Origin of the sequence: Pseudoalteromonas sp. TAE79 (genome assembly GCF_000498015.1) — a bacterium.
Lineage (GTDB): Bacteria > Pseudomonadota > Gammaproteobacteria > Enterobacterales > Alteromonadaceae > Pseudoalteromonas.
In genome coordinates this window covers 23,156-41,765 of the sequence record NZ_AUTL01000196.1, presented here as the reverse complement: position 1 = coordinate 41,765, position 18,610 = coordinate 23,156, and the positions used below count along the sequence as shown (strand labels likewise).

The following is an 18,610-nucleotide window of genomic DNA, read 5'->3' as shown; positions in this document are numbered from 1 at the left end:
TAAGTGGCGTCCCCAAGGGGATTCGAACCCCTGTTACCGCCGTGAAAGGGCGGTGTCCTAGGCCTCTAGACGATGGGGACACATAAATGTGTCACTAGGACAACTGAATTTTTAGACTCGTTTCAGGCGAGCTTTCTTAATAACACTTCACTTCCCTATAAAAAATAAGTAAGTGGCGTCCCCAAGGGGATTCGAACCCCTGTTACCGCCGTGAAAGGGCGGTGTCCTAGGCCTCTAGACGATGGGGACACATAAATGTGTCACTAGGACAGTTGATAAGTTTAACTCACATCATGAGCTTTAAGGTAATTGCGTTTAATACAAGTAAAGACTCGAGCTTTAATTGTGACGCTATTTTCTCGGTAAAACCGCCTTTAACTAATAAAAGTTAAGTGGCGTCCCCAAGGGGATTCGAACCCCTGTTACCGCCGTGAAAGGGCGGTGTCCTAGGCCTCTAGACGATGGGGACACAGAAAACTGCTACCCTAGGACAAAACACTAATTTTTGGTGGAGCCATGCGGGATCGAACCGCAGACCTCTTCACTGCCAGCGAAGCGCTCTCCCAGCTGAGCTATGGCCCCAACTTAATCAATACCCGTCGTGATAAACACATCGTGTATCGCTTAGTGCGGGGCGCATTCTATGCACCACCCAAAATAAAGTCAATAGTTTTTTACCTAGCTTTATTTAAATGGTTTAATTTTCAACAAACTGGCTATCAAGCGTGCTAAAAAATACAATTTGAATAAGATTCTAACCCTACTGCTTATAATAACATCACTATATTGCAGCGAATACTCAATAGCCCCCACTCCCCCATTTAATGAAACAAAATTGCATCAAAGCAAAGGTATACATTTATATGCAAATTAAACTTATCTAAAAACTACCAATTAAGGCCCCGCCAATCGCCTTAATCTTTTAAAAGTTACAATTGCTTATAATAACCAAAACTTAAATGTGGGTTTGAGAGTACCCGCAGCCTTTACTTGCTTAATAACCAGCGTAACTCGTACTAAAAAATTCGATTATTGTTTAAAGAGCATTTTTAAAAGAGCACTGTTGCTTCGTAATTCTATGTATAAAACTTCAGGGCGGGTTGATCTTTGGTGGGTGAAGCGGAAGCTTTGCTCGGTTTTTACTTATTCTTACATGGATGTAAGCCATTAGGGTAACGCAGGAGCAGTTACCGAGCCCACTAGGTTACAAACCTCGCGCCGCGATTTAATCGTCCTAGATTGAACAAATTTGAATCCACAAAGGTCAACACGCCCTAGTTATATGTGATCTATTTAGTCTTAATCCGAAGGCTAGTAGCGAGGAATACGTATTTACGAGATGGCTAGGTTGGCTTATAAAAATAAAGTAAGTACAAAAATAGAGTTTAGAATGCTGAAATAGCATTTGTTTTGGGAAGTTTAGATTAAATTCATTTTTAAAGGACCGCTCTATTCACTAAATAACTCGCCCTAATATTAATCCATCTGGCTCATAATCATAAAAACGACCCCAGTAAAAAAACAATGAGTATCGTAAAACTAAATTTAAGGTTAATAAAGTACAATTCCCTACTCACTTTTAGGTGCTTAATTGAACTGCAATATCAAATTTGATGATAAAATAGACTTCAACCATATCCTATTGTTTATAAAACCTTCATTCAGCACATTTTTATCATTCAAGTGTTGACACATTTCCAACTCTATCTATAATAGCGCCCCACAACAACGCAGCAATGCAATGTTGTTTAGATGTGGGTGATTAGCTCAGTTGGGAGAGCATCGCCCTTACAAGGCGAGGGTCACTGGTTCAAGTCCAGTATCACCCACCACTTTTTAGTTAAAGTGTTCACATCTAAATTCTATATGGGTCATAAGCTCAGTTAGAAAATAGAGAGCATTACCGCTACTTACAAGTAACGGCAAAGTTCACTGGTTAAAGTCCAGTACTATTTATTTAATAGTAGCGTTTTAATTTATATGTGGGTGATTAGCTCAGTTGGGAGAGCATCGCCCTTACAAGGCGAGGGTCACTGGTTCAAGTCCAGTATCACCCACCACATATAAAACCTATTACTATATTAATAGTCGTGTTTTAAAATTGTAATATGGGTCGTTAGCTCAGTTACAAGAAAAGAGAGCATCACCGCCTTTTATAAAAGATGGCGAAGTTCACTGGTTAAAGTCCAGTACTATCTATATCGGTAGTAGCATGTAATATGGGTCGTTAGCTCAGTTGGGAGAGCATCGCCCTTACAAGGCGAGGGTCACTGGTTCAAGTCCAGTACGACCCACCATTTTTTAAATGGTGCATATTACAAGAAAATCTAAATGGGTCGTTAGCTCAGTTAGAAAAAAGAGAGCATCACCGCTATTTACAATTAACGGCGAGGTTCACTGGTTAAAGTCCAGTACTATTTATTTTAATAGTAGCGTTTTAATTTATATGTGGGTGATTAGCTCAGTTGGGAGAGCATCGCCCTTACAAGGCGAGGGTCACTGGTTCAAGTCCAGTATCACCCACCACATATAAACCTATTATTATATCAATAGTCGCGTTTTAAAATTTAATATGGGTCGTTAGCTCAGTTGGGAGAGCATCGCCCTTACAAGGCGAGGGTCACTGGTTCAAGTCCAGTACGACCCACCATTCCTAGAATGGTGCATATTAAAATGTAATTTGGGTGATTAGCTCAGTTGGGAGAGCATCGCCCTTACAAGGCGAGGGTCACTGGTTCAAGTCCAGTATCACCCACCAAATTACATCAAGCGGTTAATTGATAATAAAAAATTAAATAACAGGCATATCTATTATATGTGGGTGATTAGCTCAGTTGGGAGAGCATCGCCCTTACAAGGCGAGGGTCACTGGTTCAAGTCCAGTATCACCCACCACATATAAATACCATCAGATAACTTCTCTAGTTATAACTCTTTCTTTTCATATTAAATACATTTAAGAACTTTATAAAAACTCAATATATAAATCGTATGTAATTAACTTAGCCGTAAGAAAAAGAGCATCACCACCCTTTACAAGTAATGGCGAGGATCACTGGTATCAAGCCAAGTAATCACCCACCACATATAAATACCATCAGATAACCTCTCTAGTAATAACTTTTTCCCACATTAAATACGTTTAACTCCTCTTTTTACCTTAAATACATTTCATATTTTTATTAAAATCTAAATTACCATATCAAAGCGCTCATCAAATATAGCGTTTCCATTTTACTTATTTAGTTTTTAATTATGCTATTCGGCTCAGTACTTTCGAAGTTAGATAAACGTATTAGACAAAGTTAAGTACCTAATAAATACAGCTATCATTTAAATTCCCTTGTAAGGAGTTAAACTGTTGATTATAGTCTGTGTTAAATACAATTACGCTTAAGCCAATGCCAACTAAGATCTATTCAAAAGCCAAAATACTTATAGTAGAGGAGCAGCCACTTGCTCAAAGCTATATGAAACAATCGTTAGAAAGGCTTGGCTTTCGGCAGTTGCGCTTTGCTGATCATGCAAACTCTGCAAAAGAGCAGTGTTTAAGTGAAGAATTTGATCTAATAGTTTGCTCATTCAACTTAAACAAACACCAAGATGGCTACCAGCTTTATGAAGAGCTACGTGTAAAGCAGCTCATAAAAAGTTCGACTGGCTTTATTTTTATCTCAGCAGAAACAAGTGGCTCACTCGTTCATAGTGTTCTTGAGCTGCAGCCAGATGACTTTTTAGTTAAGCCTTTTACAGTACAAGAGCTTAAAACACGCATTGAACGAATCTTAAAGCGTAAACACGACTTACAAACAGTGTATTCATTAATTGATGATGGTAACGATTCAAAAGCTATTAAATTTATTGATACCGCTCTGGATAAAAAAAATAATAATTACAGTCCTATCCTACTTCGCTTAAAAGGCGATGCCCTACTTCGCTTAAAGCGTGCTCAAGATGCAAAAGACTTTTTTAAGTCTGTTCTCGATATTCAAAAATTTGCTTGGGCAAAAGTAGGTTTAGTAGAGGCACTTATAGCGAATAACGAACATATTTTGGCGCAGCGAATGCTCAAGACAATGTTAGAGCGCCAAGAAACTCGTTTAGTAGCCCTTGATTTGTTGGGCAGATTAGAAATAAAGCTAAATCAGTTTGAGCTAGCACAAAGCTTTTTAAGTCAAGCAGCAGACATTGCACCGCGAAACATCACACGCCAAAAATCGTTAAGTAATGTGTCGCTAATTAATCACGACTACGAAAAAAGCTATTTAACTCAAAAAGATATAGCCACCTTTGCAAAGCACTCAATACACGACCACCCCGATGTATATTTAAATGCAGCACGTGCAGGTATCGACTTTGCGCTAACGACTGATCAAACCGATCAAATTCAACGAATTTCTAGGCAAACTAATCAATACATTAATGATTTAAAAAAACAGTTTCCTAATAATACAAACCAAGCTCAAATTGATGTACTTAATGCACGGCTTCATTATTTAAAAGATGAGCACCAAAAAGCGAAAAAGCTAATTGAACAGCTTGATGATGACGATACTCATATCCGATCGGTTGATGGCGCACTTGATAAGGCAAAAGCATTTCATGAACTGGGGTTTCATCAAAAGGCGCAAACCTTATTTACACAAATAATTACCCACTGTGAAAGACACCCTGCAGTTAGCGACACAACCTACTTGCGTTATATTCAGCAGCAACAAAGTGAGCGACGCGATATTAAAATGGGGCCGAAAGAGCTTAATAACCATGCAGTTAATCAATTTAATAAAGGCCAATTAAATACTGCGCTAGAAGCTTTCACACAAGCGTTTAGAGTCATGCCTCGTAATCAAAGTATCGCACTTAATTTATTACAGTGCCTATTTGATTCAACCAAGCAATCAGGTAGTTCATTTAATATGGAACTTGCTAAAAGATGCTACGTCCTTCTTGATAAAGCTAAATTACAAGCAGATCAGACGCAGCGTTTAGATAAGATTTTACATATAGCAAAAGAAATGAATTTAGATATTCAAAGCGCTAGTAAATAAAATATTAGATCTTTTTCATTGCTGCGGCATTAACGCAATAACGTAAACCTGTTGGTAATGGGCCATCTGGAAAAATATGGCCTAAGTGCGAATCGCACACATTACAAACCACCTCTATGCGCTCCATACCATGACTTGTATCGTTTACATAACCAATCGCTTCAATTGTCGCAGGTTGCGTAAATGACGGCCAACCAGTGCCACTATCAAACTTTTCATCGGCATCAAACAATAGGTTATCACAGCAAATACACACATACTTGCCAGGTTCGAGTAATGTACAACTACCCGAGCTATCTGGGCGCTCTGTTCCTTTCTTACGTGTTACGTAATATTCATCTTCTGATAGTTGCATCCGCCACTGCTCGTCAGTTTTGACTACTTTTTTACTTGGGGTAGGATTGCCGTTGGTGGCAAAGTTAATAACATCATTCCACTTCAACATAATAGCCTCATTGAATAGTTGATTAACCGTACTTAATAAATTTATAAGAAGTACGGTTAATTATTACGTTATTTAATACACTAAAGATCAGCTAAAGAGTGTTGAGCGTTTAAAACTAAAACTCGTTCAATTTTAAAGGTAATCTCCTCAGCTAAAGGTAATATTTTGTTTTTCTGAGTCGGTAAGTATTCGTTTAATAAAACTATCTAGCTCTGCTTTTTTTACAGGTAAACTAACACTCATTTGGCGCTCGTTATTACTGTAAATAATTAGCTCATCATCCTTTGTTGTTATGCGTTCAATACTCTCAATAACTAACCAATTTGGACCATGCTTTTTATCAAAAAATCCCATCAAACTAAAAAGTAGTAAATGTTGGGCATCTCGCTGAATAAAATCCTCTAGCCTATTTCTTGATTTAAATAAGGGCGTTAGCCTATAAACGCTTGAGCAAAAAACAAATACCCACAACCCAAATAGCGCTTTAAACCACATAGACTCTAAAAGCTCAGTGCTAATCATTAAAATAACAAGCACTAAGCCTATTAACGATATAGCTATCGCTATTTTTTTATTTACAGCGTCCACAACTAATCCCTTTTAAGTCGCTTTTTTTCTTCTGATGCTTTTTCTGTCGGCTCAGGCCAATCATTAAAAAAAACGGTTAAATAACGGCTTTTCACCAAATACCACAATACCCATAAAACAATCATCATTTGTACTGCTAAAAATGATGAAAATCGATAATGGCTATGCGCGGCTTGAATACTTAACCATGTTAAATCAACAACAGCACATACAATAAGGGGCCAGCGCATATGCCGCCATATTTTTGCTAACTTATCGCTCGCACTGTGTGAATCTCGTGGTCTGCGTAAACAAAATAAAATAGTCGGTATTATTGCAATACTTCCAATTGCTATTGCGATAAAAAAATCATTTTTATTTTTAAAAAATAACGACATTAAATCCAGTTCAGGCCTGCGGCTTAAAGCCGCAATCACCCAAATAAAATAGCCACGTAAAAGCACCAGCAAACTTAAATGAAATGCTATAGGTGTACGGTAACTTCCGTACTTATCCCAGTATTCTGGCCCATATCGGCTCATTGTCGCTTTCCTAGCCATTATGCTTTTTAAGCAGCTCAATTAATTCATCTTCCGTGAGTATGTCGATACCTAAATCTTGCGCTTTAGTTAGTTTTGAACCTGCTTTTTCACCTGCGACTAACGCATCAGTTTTCGCTGATACGCTACCAGATACTTTAGCACCTAATTGCTGCAAGCGAGCTTTAGCATCATTGCGGTTAAGTGTATTAAGCGTGCCGGTAAGTACATATGTAAGTCCTGCGAGTGGTTGCTCTTCTTCAGAAGGTGCACTCAACGCTGGCCAGTTTACGCCTTGCTCTATAAGCGCATTAACAACTGCTAAATTATGCTCTTCATCAAAAAAGCCACGAACATGCGTTGCAACTATTTCGCCTACATCACTTACCTGCGTTAAACTATCAATGCTGGCATTTATTATATTTTCAAGGGTAAGGAAGTGATTAGCTAAATTTTGTGCTGTTGCCTCACCTGCTTCGCGAATACCTAATGAATATAAAAACTTAGCAAGCGTAGTGCCTTTCGCCTCTTCAAGGGCTGTTACTAAATTTTTGGCTGACTTAGGTCCCATTCGTTCAAGTGACTCAAAATGTCCTTGTTTTAAAACAAACAAATCAGCGGGTGTTTTTATAAGCTCTCTGTCTACCAGCTGATCAACAATTTTATCGCCAAGGCCGTCTATATCCAGCGCTTTGCGTGACGCAAAGTGTTTAATTGCTTGTTTGCGTTGTGCAGGACATACAAGCCCACCCGTACAACGAGCGACAGCTTCGCCTTCAACCTTTTCAACATGAGAGTCACAAATAGGACAAGTTACTGGAAATTCGATATCTCTGGCATCATCAGGGCGGCGCTCAAGTACAACTTGCGTTATTTGTGGGATTACATCTCCAGCACGGCGAATAATAACTGTATCACCTACTTTTACGCCTAAACGTGCAACTTCATCACTGTTATGAAGCGTTGCATTTGATACGGTAACGCCACCCACAAAAACAGGCTTCAAACGTGCAACCGGTGTAATGGCGCCAGTACGACCGACTTGAAAATCAACATCAAGTAGTTGGGTTATTTCCTCTTGCGCCGGAAATTTATACGCAATAGCCCAGCGGGGAGCTCGTGCCACAAAGCCTAAACGCTCTTGTAAGGCCTTTTGGTTTATTTTTATTACTACGCCATCAATTTCATATTTAAGCTCGCCACGGCGCGTTAAAATATCGCTGTAGTACTCAAGCGCGGCTTTAGGACCTTCAACTAATTTTGTTTCTGGGCACAGTGGCAACCCCCAGTCAGTTAACTTTTCTAATTGCTGATAGTGATCCTCAGGAATACTGCCATCAGCTACAAGCCCGGTACTATAGGCATAAAACATGAGTGGGCGTTTAGCTGTAATTTTAGAATCGAGTTGACGCAAACTCCCCGCGGCTGCATTACGCGGGTTAACAAATACTTTTTCACCGCGTTTTTGCGCTTCAGTATTTAATTTATCAAAGCCAGCGCTGTCCATAAATACTTCGCCGCGCACTTCAAGCTCTTTTGGGTAATCACCACGTAACTTAAGCGGTACATTACGAATGGTTTTAACATTTTGAGTAATGTTTTCACCGGTAAAACCATCACCTCGCGTAGCCGCTTGTACAAGCACACCATCACGATAAATAATTGATACGGCTAATCCATCAAGTTTTGGCTCACAACAAAAAGTAAGCTCATCAGTACTCATTAAGCGCTCTTTTATACGACGATTAAACGCAGTGAATTCTTCTTCACTAAACGCGTTATCAAGCGATAACATGGGTACTTGGTGCGCTACTTGCTCAAATTTACTCAGTGCGGCACCGCCTACTTTTTGTGTCGGAGAGTCGGCGGTTAAAAATTCAGGGTGCTGCATCTCTAGTGCGCTTAATTCGCGTAATAACCTATCGTATTCAGAATCAGGAATACTGGGGGTGTCGAGCACATAATAATTATAGTTGTGTTGCTCTAATGTAGTACGAAGATGATTAACTTGCTCACTAATGCTGCTAGACATTTAAACCTCAATAAACATAAAAAAAGCCACTTTGACGATTCACCGTCCAGTGGCTTATAAAAATATAATGTATGCGTTATTTACGCTGAAAAAGAACGAACCTGTTCAACATATTGCCTGATGCGCTCTACTGTCATTTCATTTCGCTCAGCATCTAAAATTTGTGCACCAAATTCATCCGCTAACTTTTTAGCTGCGCTGTGCAACATATTAAATGCCGCTAGACCATCGCCGTCGCACGGTAACGTCATAAATAAGCTTACCCCAGCGGTACTAAATTGTTCCATATTATCAATATCAAACGTACCTGGGTTATACATATTTACTAATCTAAATAAAACAGGGCCTTGGCCAGCCGGATCTAAGTGGCGATTAAAAAAACCTTCCTCTGAATATTTAAAACCTAAAGTATTAACTGCTGGTAATAATTTACTGCCCTGCATACTAAGCTCTTCTGGCATTTGAATATGCACAATAACAAAGTCAGACATTTGAGCAGGCGCTTCTTCAGCACTTTGATCTTTTGTTTCAAGATCATCAACTATCTCTAGGTCGTCTTCAATCGGTGTTTCTGGCACGCTTGTATCAATTTGCGGCTCATTTGCATCAAAGTTAAGCTCGCCAAATTGTGGCTCATCACGTTCGTCTTGCATTGGCTCTTTTGGCTCAGCCTCAGTACGAAACGGTTTAGATGAAGCTGGTGCGCTTTGTTGTAATGGCTCAACCCGTTCATTATCCGATACTTCTGGGCGGTCTTTTTTTCTAACTGACCACAATCCATGTATTAATAAACCACCAATGACAATTACACTGATAACGATTAAAACCCATCTTAATTGTTCGGCCATCCCCTCACCTTTTATTATTTGATATGCCTAAAACCTGTATATTAATGAAAAACTAATACACTTGTTATAAAAATTTATGCGTGTGCAAGTTGCACAGCTTGCTCTATATCTACAGCAACCATACGCGATACGCCAGGTTCTGCCATAGTAACACCTGTTAATCTACCTGCCATTTCCATCGCAATTTTATTATGACTAATATAAATAAACTGCACTGATTGTGACATTTCTTCAACCAAACGGCAAAAACGCACAACGTTGGCATCATCTAGTGGTGCATCTACTTCGTCCAGCATACAGAAAGGAGCTGGATTGAGCCTGAATATAGAAAACACTAATGATAATGCGGTCAGCGCTTTTTCTCCACCACTTAACAAATGAATTGTTGAATTTTTCTTACCCGGTGGTCGTGCCATTATACTAACACCACTTTCGAGTAAATCGTCACTGGTTAATTCTAAATACGCGCTCCCACCACCAAAAACTTTAGGAAATAGCTCAGCAAAGTCTTCGTTAACTTGATCGAACGTCGCTTTAAAGCGTGTTTTGGTCTCAATATCAATTTTACGAATTGCACCTTCAAGGGTGCTTAACGCTTTTGTTAAATCATCTAATTGATTATCAAGATAGTCACTACGTGCTTTGGCTAAATCAAACTCTTCTATTGCCGCCAAGTTTACTGCACCTAATTTATCTAACTGATTAGTAAATCCTGTTAACTGATTTTGTGCTGCACTTAAATTTAATGAATCTGGTAATTCATCAAGTATTGCTTTTAAGCTTTGTTTTAATTCTTCTAATGGCTCAAGCGCAACTTGCGCTTTTATTACTAAACTTTGTTCTTCAATTGTTAGCTTTTGGTGCTGCTCTTGCAAGCCCACCAGCTCACCTTGTGAATTTTTAAGGCTTATTTGCTTAGTGTTTAAGCTCTCTTTCGCCTGAGCTAATTCTTTTTGTAGCAATACTAATGCCTGCTCACCTTTTTGATGCTGTGCTAAGAGCTGCGTAATTTTATCGCTAAGTTCTTGCTCTGGTATTAGCAGCTCTTCTATTTCACTAAGTAGTTCTTGCGCACCTTCAGATGCACTAACGTGCTCTTGCTCTGCATGGCTCAATTTGGTTTGGCTTAACTGCCATTCACTGCGTGCCTTTTGCTCTGAGAGCGTTGCCTTATGCGCTTGTGTTTTATATTGCTCAAGCATGCTTAATGCTTCGCTATAACTTTTATCACTTTGTGAGCGCAAACTATTTGCAGCGTCTACTTCATCCGCTAAGTTGAGTTGCTGCTCATTTAACACTTCAAATTGCGCTACTTGCTCATCAAGCACGGTATTTAATTGTAAAAGCGCAGTGGTTAATTGCTGTTTTTGTTGCTGTAGCTTTTCTAGTTGTAACTTAAAGTGCGCTACTTGCTGTTTGAGCATATCGCTGCGCGTACTGGCTACTGCTATATTTTGCGCAAGCTCATGTATGGCTTCTTTAAGCTCGCTTTGTTCGTTAATTAATTTTATTTGCTCAGCTGTATGTTCGTCACGAGTGTGTGTTACTTGTTTTAGCTCGTCCTCGGCATTATTTAACTGCTGAGCTTTATCTTGCAATTGCTTATGCTTTAAAAGTAATGAGTTTTCTGCATTACATTCGGCACTTACATGCCAGTTACGACCATATAAAGCACCGTTTTTATCCATAATGGCTGTATAAAAACTATCTTTTAGTATTTCTAAATCACCGCTTTCACTATAAGCAATACGTGCTAAATGCTCTGGATAAACACCGCTTGTTATATATGTAGCTAAGCTATTTGTTGGCATGCTTTTATCACTATTTGGCCACACACTGTTATCAGCTTGCTGCTCACTTACATTTAAATGCTCTAAAGATTTAAGTGCTTGCTCTATTAGAAGCTCAAAGCCTTCTTTAACACCTAGCTGATTAAACAAACCATTAGTACGTTCACTTTTCTCATCAAGCCCTAATGTACTTTTAAGCCCCGTTATACTGGCTTTTAACTCGTTTATTGTTTGAGTGAGCGTCGAATATTGTTTTTGTGAGTTATTAACAAGCTCATTTTGCACTTCAAGCTTAGCAGTGCACTTCGTATGTGCTGTTTGTTTAGCGGCAAGTTCTTGAGTTAAGGTTTGTGTTTGCTGTGTTTGCTGTATTAACTGCTGCTCTACATCACTACTTTGTAGCTCACTAAGCTGAACAGTTAACTGATCAATTTGCTCGTTAACGTGGCTTATTTGCTGCTGAGTTTGTTTAATGTGACTACTATGTAGTTGCACGTTATTATTAAGCTGTTGCTGTTGCTCACACAAAGCTTGCCAATGAGTATGGTGGCGCTGCTTAAGTGCTAATAATTCCTCAAGTTCATGCGTTAACCCACTAACTTGCTCTTCACATATTAAGGCGTTTTCATTTGCCTCTTGCAGGGCTTCATTAAGTTGCTCGCACACAATTTGCTGCTGCGATTTTACCTCAGCACTTTGAATTTGGCGTTGCTGTAATTTAATTAAACTTTGTTTAAGCGTTTGGGTTTGCTGCTTTACATTGATTTGTTGTTGCTCAGCGCGAGTAAGCTCGGTGTGTATTACATGTTGCTGATGCTGTGCATCGCTTAGTTTATCTTGCTGGGCTTGTACTTGCCCCTCTAGGCTTGCAAGTACATCGTCATGCCCTGAGTTAGCGGTTTTAAAAAACAAAATTTGATCATTAAGTTTTTTAATTTGGGCACTTTTTTCAAGTTGCTGCTGATGTAACTTTTGCCATTTTAAAACGGCAATTTGGCCTTTTAGCGTACGTTCTTGTACTTTTAATTCGCGGTATTTTTTTGCATCAACCGACTGCACAGCCAATTTATCGAGCTGGCTTTGTAATTCTTTACGCACATCTAACAAACGTTCAAGGTTTTCGCGAGTGCTCTTTATACGAGTTTGTGTTTCACGGCGACGCTCTTTGTATTTAGAAACGCCAGCGGCTTCTTCTAAAAATACGCGCAGCTCTTGTGGTTTACTTTCTATTAAGCGCGAGATCATCCCTTGCTCAATAATTGCGTAACTACGTGGACCAAGACCGGTGCCTAAAAATATATCGGTAATATCACGCTTACGGCATTTACTGCCATTTAAAAAATACAGTGACTGTCCGTCGCGCGTTACTAAACGCTTAATAGCAATTTGGTTTCGATCGGCAAATGTGTTTGAAGGACTTCCTTTATCGTTATCAAAAACAAGCTCTACAGAGGCTTGTGATATGGCTTTTCGATTAGTTGAGCCATTAAAAATAACGTCGGTCATGGCGTCGCCACGCAGGTTTTTAGCAGAGCTTTCACCTAGCACCCATCGTACTGCATCAATAACGTTAGATTTGCCACAGCCATTGGGGCCAACAACACACGTCATTTGATCAGGAAATGGAATTTTAGTGGGCTCTACAAAGGATTTAAAGCCCGCTAATTTAATAGTGCTTAAGCGCATCTTATTGTTATTACCGATTATTATTGTTATTGATTACAAACAATTTAACTCATTAACAGTTAAATTGTTAAGCTTGTCGTTTAAAATTATCTAAAATAATACCGGTCGCCATTGCAACATTAAGCGATTCTGCACCACCAAAAGCGGGGATGGTGATTTTATTAGTTACTAATTTTGCACATGTCTCGCGTATTCCATGCGACTCACTGCCCATTAGTAAAACGCCTGAGCCCGTAAATTGGGTTTTATGCACGCTTTGCCCATCTAAAAAAGCACCGTAAACAGGTAAATTTAAAGACTGTAGGTAATCAGGTAAATCTATTTGGCTTACCGATACCCTTACAAATGAGCCCATCGTGGCGCTAATTGTTTTTGGGTTGTAAGCGTCTGCGCTGTCGGTGCTAGTTACTATTTGTTTAATACCGTACCAGTCTGCCACTCTTATTATTGTGCCTAAATTACCAGGGTCTGATACGCCATCAAGTGCGAGTATTAAGCCACTTGCTTGTGGTAAAGCTGCCTTTGGCATATCAACAATAGCAATGGCTGCATTATTGCTAACTAGCGTGCTGGCTTTGGTGAGGACTTCTTCATCAGCTTCAATAAAATTAGCGTGCTGATACTTACCTTGGTACGCATTTATAAATTCGTTTGTAGCAAAAATATTAACCACATTTAATGGGCTGTTTAATAACTCAAGTACGTTTTTCTCACCCTGTACAAGGTATTGATTATATTGCTTTCGGTACTTTTTTTGGCCAAGTTGGCGAATAAGTTTGAGTTGGTTTTTTGAAATCATAACAGCCCCATAAAATTATCCAGCAAGTATAACAGATTTCGTTATAACATCTGAACTCGAAAAGCAGCGAATGGGGCTAATTTATCTTACTCGCACTTCTTTCAAAGGTCAGATTAATGCGAATAAACATGCCTTTTATTGCCTCTAATTGATTTGAATCGTCCACCGTCTGAGCCAATTCCCCATAAAGATTATCTGACGCTTGCTTAAACTTATTATTAAATTTGCCCTTGGTTGCCAACATAAATGCATCGGCTAATGTACGCTGCCACTCATTTAAATACTTTAGCTTTGTATTACCAGCCAAATTTTCACAAATTGAGTTTAATCGAACCGACGCATGCCCTAAATTTAGAGCGGTTAGTGCAAGATCAGTAATTACGCGTGAGTGTGAACCTTGATCGTAATTAGTTAGGCGAATTAACCTATCGGCCATGCGGCGGTTATACCAAATACTTGGGGTTGGATGGTTATTTATTTCGAGTAAATCTTTATAAGTGGCCTTAAAAACACGATGAACAAGTAATTGTACACTCGGGCCTGTGAATAACTGAAAAATCCAAAATAAAATACTCACCCCCGCAAAAATTGCCATTGCAGAGCTAAGTGTGTAATCGATTGAAAACGCAAGGCTCATATCGGTACTGGGTCTTACCAAAATCGTAAATGGGATACAAAACCCCAAGCCATATGGCAATGTTTGTTGATCAGCTAGCAGCAGTAAACCCAAAAAATAAGGCCCTGCTAATACAAGTAGCAATATTTCTAATTGCCCACCACTTTGTGATAATAAATTGAGTGCGTAAAAAATAGTTACAATAGCAGCAACCACCACGCCTACCAATAAACGCTTTATTACCACCTGTAAAATAGCTAACGGTATTCTCGCCAACATTATCGAAAATATGACCGGTAAAATCATAATTAATAATGCAGCAGAAGAACCTGTATTAATCCAAATAAATGCGCCGATAGAAAATACCAAAGCAGTTCTAAATCCAACAATAATGCCAGCTAATGGGTCGCGATATGTAAGCATACTGGGTGCATTTAATAATGTTTTATCACGCTCTTCTAACGCTCTGTATGCGCGTAGTAAAATTGTTAAGTCGGCTGCTACTTCTAAGCTCACATTGAGCATGTGAGATTCAAATGGCGAATCACACACCGTATTTGCTCTATAGTCGGTTAGCTCTTTACGCAGCGTTTTAACTTGTTCGGCGCAGTAATCAAAATCGTCAGACTCCTTAATTTGCGCAAATACGTGCTTAAGTTTACTTATTAATTTATCTAAAGTAGGTGTAATAAGGTCTTCGTGGTTTCGCTGTAGACGGCCAATTATTTGAATTAAGGCCAATAAAGAAAGTACTTTTTGCGACAACTGATTTGCAGCACGCGAGCGCCCTGGACCTTTTGGTCCTTCGTACCTTACTGCGCTGGAATCTTCGTTTATTGATCCCAATGTTGCCATAATGCCATCTATTTGCTGATGACGGTTTTCGTGCGAGCCCTTAGAATCAAGCTCAATAACTAAATAATGTAACGTTTGATTTATAACCGACCGCGCTTGTGTTTGCAGTAAATGTTTAACCTTTACAGGCCAAAATAGATGACTCACAAGCCCAGCACATACAGAGCCTATTATTATTTCGCTTACTCGCGCTTGTGCAATATCAAATATACTTTGGCTGCTCACCATTGCCGGAGTAACCATGACTAAAAGTACAATAATGGCGGNCCGGCCATAGCAAACGCATACACAAAGTTTGCTTGGCGTACCATTGCCGATAACGCAGAGTTCACCCCCAACCATAATGCCAGTGCACCGAGCGCTAAATAAGGGTAGAGAATTAACTGAGTTAAAAGCAATATGCCAAATAAACCGCCCACTATGGTGCCTATTATTTGGCAAATTGCTTTTTCAATAACCAATCCGCTTTGCGGGCGTAATTGCAAAAATATAGCCGAGACTAACGCCCAATAAGGCCTTTCAAGATTAAGCGACATAGCAATAGTGAGCGCCATCACCATGGCTATAACGCCCTTAGTCGCAAAAATAATTGCCTGTTTTTTAGGAAAAAACAAATTTTGTAATACAACGCCCACTGTATTCCCCTTAACGTGTAGCGAGATGTATAGTGGCCGTCATTCCTGCGCTAAGCTGTGTATTTTCGGGCAATGAATCTAACTTAATATCAACAGGTATACGCTGTGATAAACGTACCCAATTAAATGTTTGTTGCACTTGCGGTAAAAGCTGACCGTTACTTTGTGTATTCGTATTTGCAATGGCTTTACCTACACTCATTACGTGCCCTGTTAATTGCTTACCACCGCTTAGAAGCGCTATTTTAGCTTTTTGATCAGGATAAATAAGCGGTATTTTACTCTCTTCAAAGTAACCCGTTACGTAAAATGAATCTGACTGAACAATAGCAAAAACAGGTGTGCCTTGAGCTACATAGTTACCTTGGCGTAAATTTAAATTAATTATTTGCCCTGATGCAGGCGCAACAATTTTAGTTCTATCAACATTTAACTGCGCAATTGTTTGCTCTGTTTTAGCTAGGTTATAATTTGCCTCAGCAATTTTAGTATTGATACGCGTTGATTCTAAAGTTTCTTCACTTATTGCCTGTTGAGTGTTTAGCTCAACACGTCTTTCGTATTTATGTTTAGCAAGTTCCCATGTATACAATGCGTTTTCTGTGTTTGCTTTACTTTTATCAAGCGCTGCTTGATAACGCTTTTTATCAACATTAAAAAGTACTTCGCCTTTTTGTACGTTTTGACCATCTTTAATATTTAAAGCAGTTACCCAACCCGACACGTCTGGAGCAACCGTGACAATATCGGCTCGAATACGCCCATCACGCGTCCAAGGAGTATGCATGTAGTCAGTCCATACCCAACGCCCAGCAAAAACCGCAGCTATAACAATCAAGATAGTAAAAGTAATACGCAGATATTTAATCATTCAATTTATCTTCCACTTAGTAATACCAACCCGCAATAATACTTGAGTAATTTGAGGGCTTAAACCTGACGCTAACTGTGTTAAAAATTTCTGATATAGAACAACTAAATAACGAAATTTTTGCCTTGTTATCGACACGGTTTTCTTGCCTCAAATAGCTCAATTAATTAAACAGATTGGTATAAATAGACGGCGAGTGCCAAGTAACAAACAAATAGTGACACCTCAAACCAAGCCACTTTCCAAATACGGTCATGCCAATCTAGTCGATGCAAAGCAAAACGAGTCAACGCCGTTAAAATAAATGCTATTGGGAAGTAAACAATCAGCGGGCTAAACTCTAACCCCCCTAACACGACTGCTTGGAACATAATAAATATCCTAATGTTATTTAAAGCGGTGATAAAAGCTGTAAAACCTAAATAAATTTACATCCGCACTACTCTTACAATCTATTATTTTGGCATATAAATCAATTAGCTTAATTGTACGTAGGTGTGCTTAATACATAATTAATGCCATTACATTTAAGCAGCACTAAGTATGTATAGTAGCTAAATCGCATATTAATAAGCTAAAGACCCCAGTTACCAGCCAAATAAATAAACCAGCGAGGTTTATTTATAAAAAAGTATTAGAGTATTTAACTCAATATTTAAAACGCCTATTTATAGCTGTTTGCAGAAGGGTTGGATAATTATAAACATTGAATTTTGCACTAAAAATGGGTAAATTAACAAAAAAACAACATGGATATAATTTAATGGAATCAATACACCCTACCCCATCTGAAACAACCCCACCAATAAATGAACCTGCTGAACCAATTTTTAGCGGAAAAGTGCAATTTAGTGGTAAAGGTGGTGAGTTTTTTGGAATTTGGATTGTAAATATATTACTTAGCGTTATTACGCTTGGCATATATTCGGCGTGGGCTAAAGTACGTACGCATCGCTATTTTTACGGCCACACCCGTATAGATGGCCATAGTTTTGACTACCTAGCAACACCAATACAAATTTTAAAAGGTCGGATTTTAGCGGTTGTTGTATTTTTTATTTACACATTCTCAATTAGCTTTATGCCTATTTTAGGCCTATTTATTGCTCTTGGTTTTATCTTTTTAATGCCATGGATTATTAACCAAGGTTTACGTTTTAATCTGCGAATGACCCGCCATCGTAATGTTCGCTTTGCTTTTAAAGGCAGTTATGGCGAAGCCTTTGTTAACTTTATACTTTTACCTATTGCAAGCATATTTACGCTTTATTTATTAATGCCTTACGTTATAAAACGTATTGATAGTTATATCCATAGCAATATTAGTTATGGCGATAAACCACTTACTGTAAATCTTAAAGGCGAAACCTATTACCTAACAGCGCTTATTTGCTTTGTAGTGAGCTCTATCACCATGGTGGTATTTATGGGGATTTTAGGATTATTTGGCCTCAACTTAGTAGATATTGAAAACCAACAAAATTTAGAAAACTCTGCAGCGATGGTTATGCTTCCTATCTTTATGATGATTGCCTATGTGCTAATGATTGCCATTGTTTCTGCTGTATGGCACGCCGCTATTAGAAATCACATTTTTGATAACAGCCATTTTGAAGGCGTTGCTACATTTAAATCAGAGCTAAAACCAATTCCTTTCGCTGTTTTACTATTAACTAATATGTTGGCTATTGTATTTTCTTTAGGGCTTGCATACCCATGGACAAAAGTACGTACATCAAAAATGCTCGCTGATGTAACTAACGTCACTATTTATCCTGGTGCATTAAACCTAATCGATACCGCGCAAGAACAGCAATCATCATTTGCTGAAGAAGCTGCAAACGTATTTGATATTGACCTTTCTCTGACTTAAGAGCTC

11 protein-coding genes, 11 tRNA genes and 1 pseudogene are annotated in these 18,610 nt (G+C 38.8%); 9 read left to right on the top strand and 14 right to left on the bottom strand.

Annotated elements, in window-relative coordinates; all coding sequences use genetic code 11:
• Positions 1-4: 4 nt before the first annotated feature.
• The 4 genes from L655_RS0114805 to L655_RS0114790 form a co-directional block, all read right to left on the bottom strand.
• Positions 5-80, bottom strand: a tRNA-Glu gene (locus tag L655_RS0114805).
• A 93-nt stretch (positions 81-173) separates the two neighbouring features.
• A tRNA-Glu gene (locus L655_RS0114800) sits at positions 174-249 on the bottom strand.
• 144 nt (positions 250-393) lie between these two features.
• A tRNA-Glu gene (locus L655_RS0114795) sits at positions 394-469 on the bottom strand.
• Positions 470-506: 37 nt separating this feature from the next.
• Positions 507-582: transfer RNA gene (locus L655_RS0114790), tRNA-Ala, on the bottom strand.
• Positions 583-1,756: 1,174 nt separating this feature from the next.
• Between L655_RS0114790 and L655_RS0114785 the strand changes: the two genes are divergently transcribed.
• From L655_RS0114785 to L655_RS0114750, 8 genes are all read left to right on the top strand, one after another.
• Positions 1,757-1,832, top strand: a tRNA-Val gene (locus tag L655_RS0114785).
• Between the two features lie 152 nt (positions 1,833-1,984).
• A tRNA-Val gene (locus L655_RS0114780) sits at positions 1,985-2,060 on the top strand.
• A gap of 161 nt (positions 2,061-2,221) precedes the next feature.
• Positions 2,222-2,297, top strand: a tRNA-Val gene (locus L655_RS0114775).
• 153 nt (positions 2,298-2,450) lie between these two features.
• Positions 2,451-2,526, top strand: a tRNA-Val gene (locus L655_RS0114770).
• A 48-nt stretch (positions 2,527-2,574) separates the two neighbouring features.
• Positions 2,575-2,650 (top strand) — tRNA-Val (locus L655_RS0114765).
• Between the two features lie 32 nt (positions 2,651-2,682).
• Positions 2,683-2,758: transfer RNA gene (locus tag L655_RS0114760), tRNA-Val, on the top strand.
• Positions 2,759-2,819: 61 nt separating this feature from the next.
• A tRNA-Val gene (locus L655_RS0114755) sits at positions 2,820-2,895 on the top strand.
• A 506-nt stretch (positions 2,896-3,401) separates the two neighbouring features.
• Positions 3,402-5,048 carry a tetratricopeptide repeat-containing response regulator gene (locus L655_RS0114750; protein ID WP_029751957.1) on the top strand — a complete coding sequence of 549 codons (1,647 nt, stop codon included), beginning with the start codon at positions 3,402-3,404 and terminating at the stop codon, positions 5,046-5,048.
• Positions 5,049-5,052: 4 nt separating this feature from the next.
• Here L655_RS0114750 and msrB read toward each other — a convergent pair whose 3' ends face one another.
• From msrB to L655_RS0114700, 10 genes and pseudogenes are all read right to left on the bottom strand, one after another.
• Positions 5,053-5,493, bottom strand: a complete 441-nt coding sequence (msrB, locus tag L655_RS0114745) for a peptide-methionine (R)-S-oxide reductase MsrB (protein ID WP_024605441.1) — start codon at positions 5,491-5,493, stop codon at positions 5,053-5,055.
• A gap of 147 nt (positions 5,494-5,640) precedes the next feature.
• Positions 5,641-6,081, bottom strand: a complete 441-nt coding sequence (locus L655_RS0114740; RefSeq protein ID WP_024605440.1) for a hypothetical protein — start codon at positions 6,079-6,081, stop codon at positions 5,641-5,643.
• A gap of 2 nt (positions 6,082-6,083) precedes the next feature.
• Complete coding sequence (locus tag L655_RS0114735; RefSeq protein WP_024605439.1) at positions 6,084-6,602, bottom strand: DUF2919 domain-containing protein; 519 nt, start codon at positions 6,600-6,602, stop codon at positions 6,084-6,086.
• Between the two features lie 10 nt (positions 6,603-6,612).
• A complete protein-coding gene (gene ligA, locus L655_RS0114730) occupies positions 6,613-8,631 on the bottom strand; it encodes an NAD-dependent DNA ligase LigA (protein ID WP_024605438.1) in 2,019 nt (672 codons plus the stop codon).
• A gap of 80 nt (positions 8,632-8,711) precedes the next feature.
• Positions 8,712-9,479, bottom strand: a complete 768-nt coding sequence (gene zipA / locus L655_RS0114725) for a cell division protein ZipA (protein ID WP_024596342.1) — start codon at positions 9,477-9,479, stop codon at positions 8,712-8,714.
• A 74-nt stretch (positions 9,480-9,553) separates the two neighbouring features.
• On the bottom strand, positions 9,554-12,955 hold the full coding sequence (locus L655_RS0114720; RefSeq protein WP_024605437.1) for an AAA family ATPase: 3,402 nt from the start codon (positions 12,953-12,955) through the stop codon (positions 9,554-9,556).
• 67 nt (positions 12,956-13,022) lie between these two features.
• Entirely contained in the window at positions 13,023-13,754 is a 732-nt protein-coding gene (locus tag L655_RS0114715) for an RNA methyltransferase (RefSeq protein WP_024605436.1), read from the bottom strand.
• A 76-nt stretch (positions 13,755-13,830) separates the two neighbouring features.
• A pseudogene (locus tag L655_RS01000000125705) lies at positions 13,831-15,860 on the bottom strand (FUSC family protein).
• A 10-nt stretch (positions 15,861-15,870) separates the two neighbouring features.
• Positions 15,871-16,731 carry an HlyD family secretion protein gene (locus tag L655_RS0114705; protein ID WP_024605435.1) on the bottom strand — a complete coding sequence of 287 codons (861 nt, stop codon included), beginning with the start codon at positions 16,729-16,731 and terminating at the stop codon, positions 15,871-15,873.
• Positions 16,732-16,898: 167 nt separating this feature from the next.
• Positions 16,899-17,102: a DUF1656 domain-containing protein gene (locus L655_RS0114700; protein WP_024605434.1), complete on the bottom strand. Its 204-nt coding sequence runs from the start codon at positions 17,100-17,102 to the stop codon at positions 16,899-16,901.
• A 392-nt stretch (positions 17,103-17,494) separates the two neighbouring features.
• Between L655_RS0114700 and L655_RS0114695 the strand changes: the two genes are divergently transcribed.
• Positions 17,495-18,604 (top strand): YjgN family protein, encoded by a 1,110-nt coding sequence (locus L655_RS0114695; protein WP_002958576.1) that lies wholly within the window; start codon positions 17,495-17,497, stop codon positions 18,602-18,604.
• Positions 18,605-18,610 lie beyond the last annotated feature (6 nt).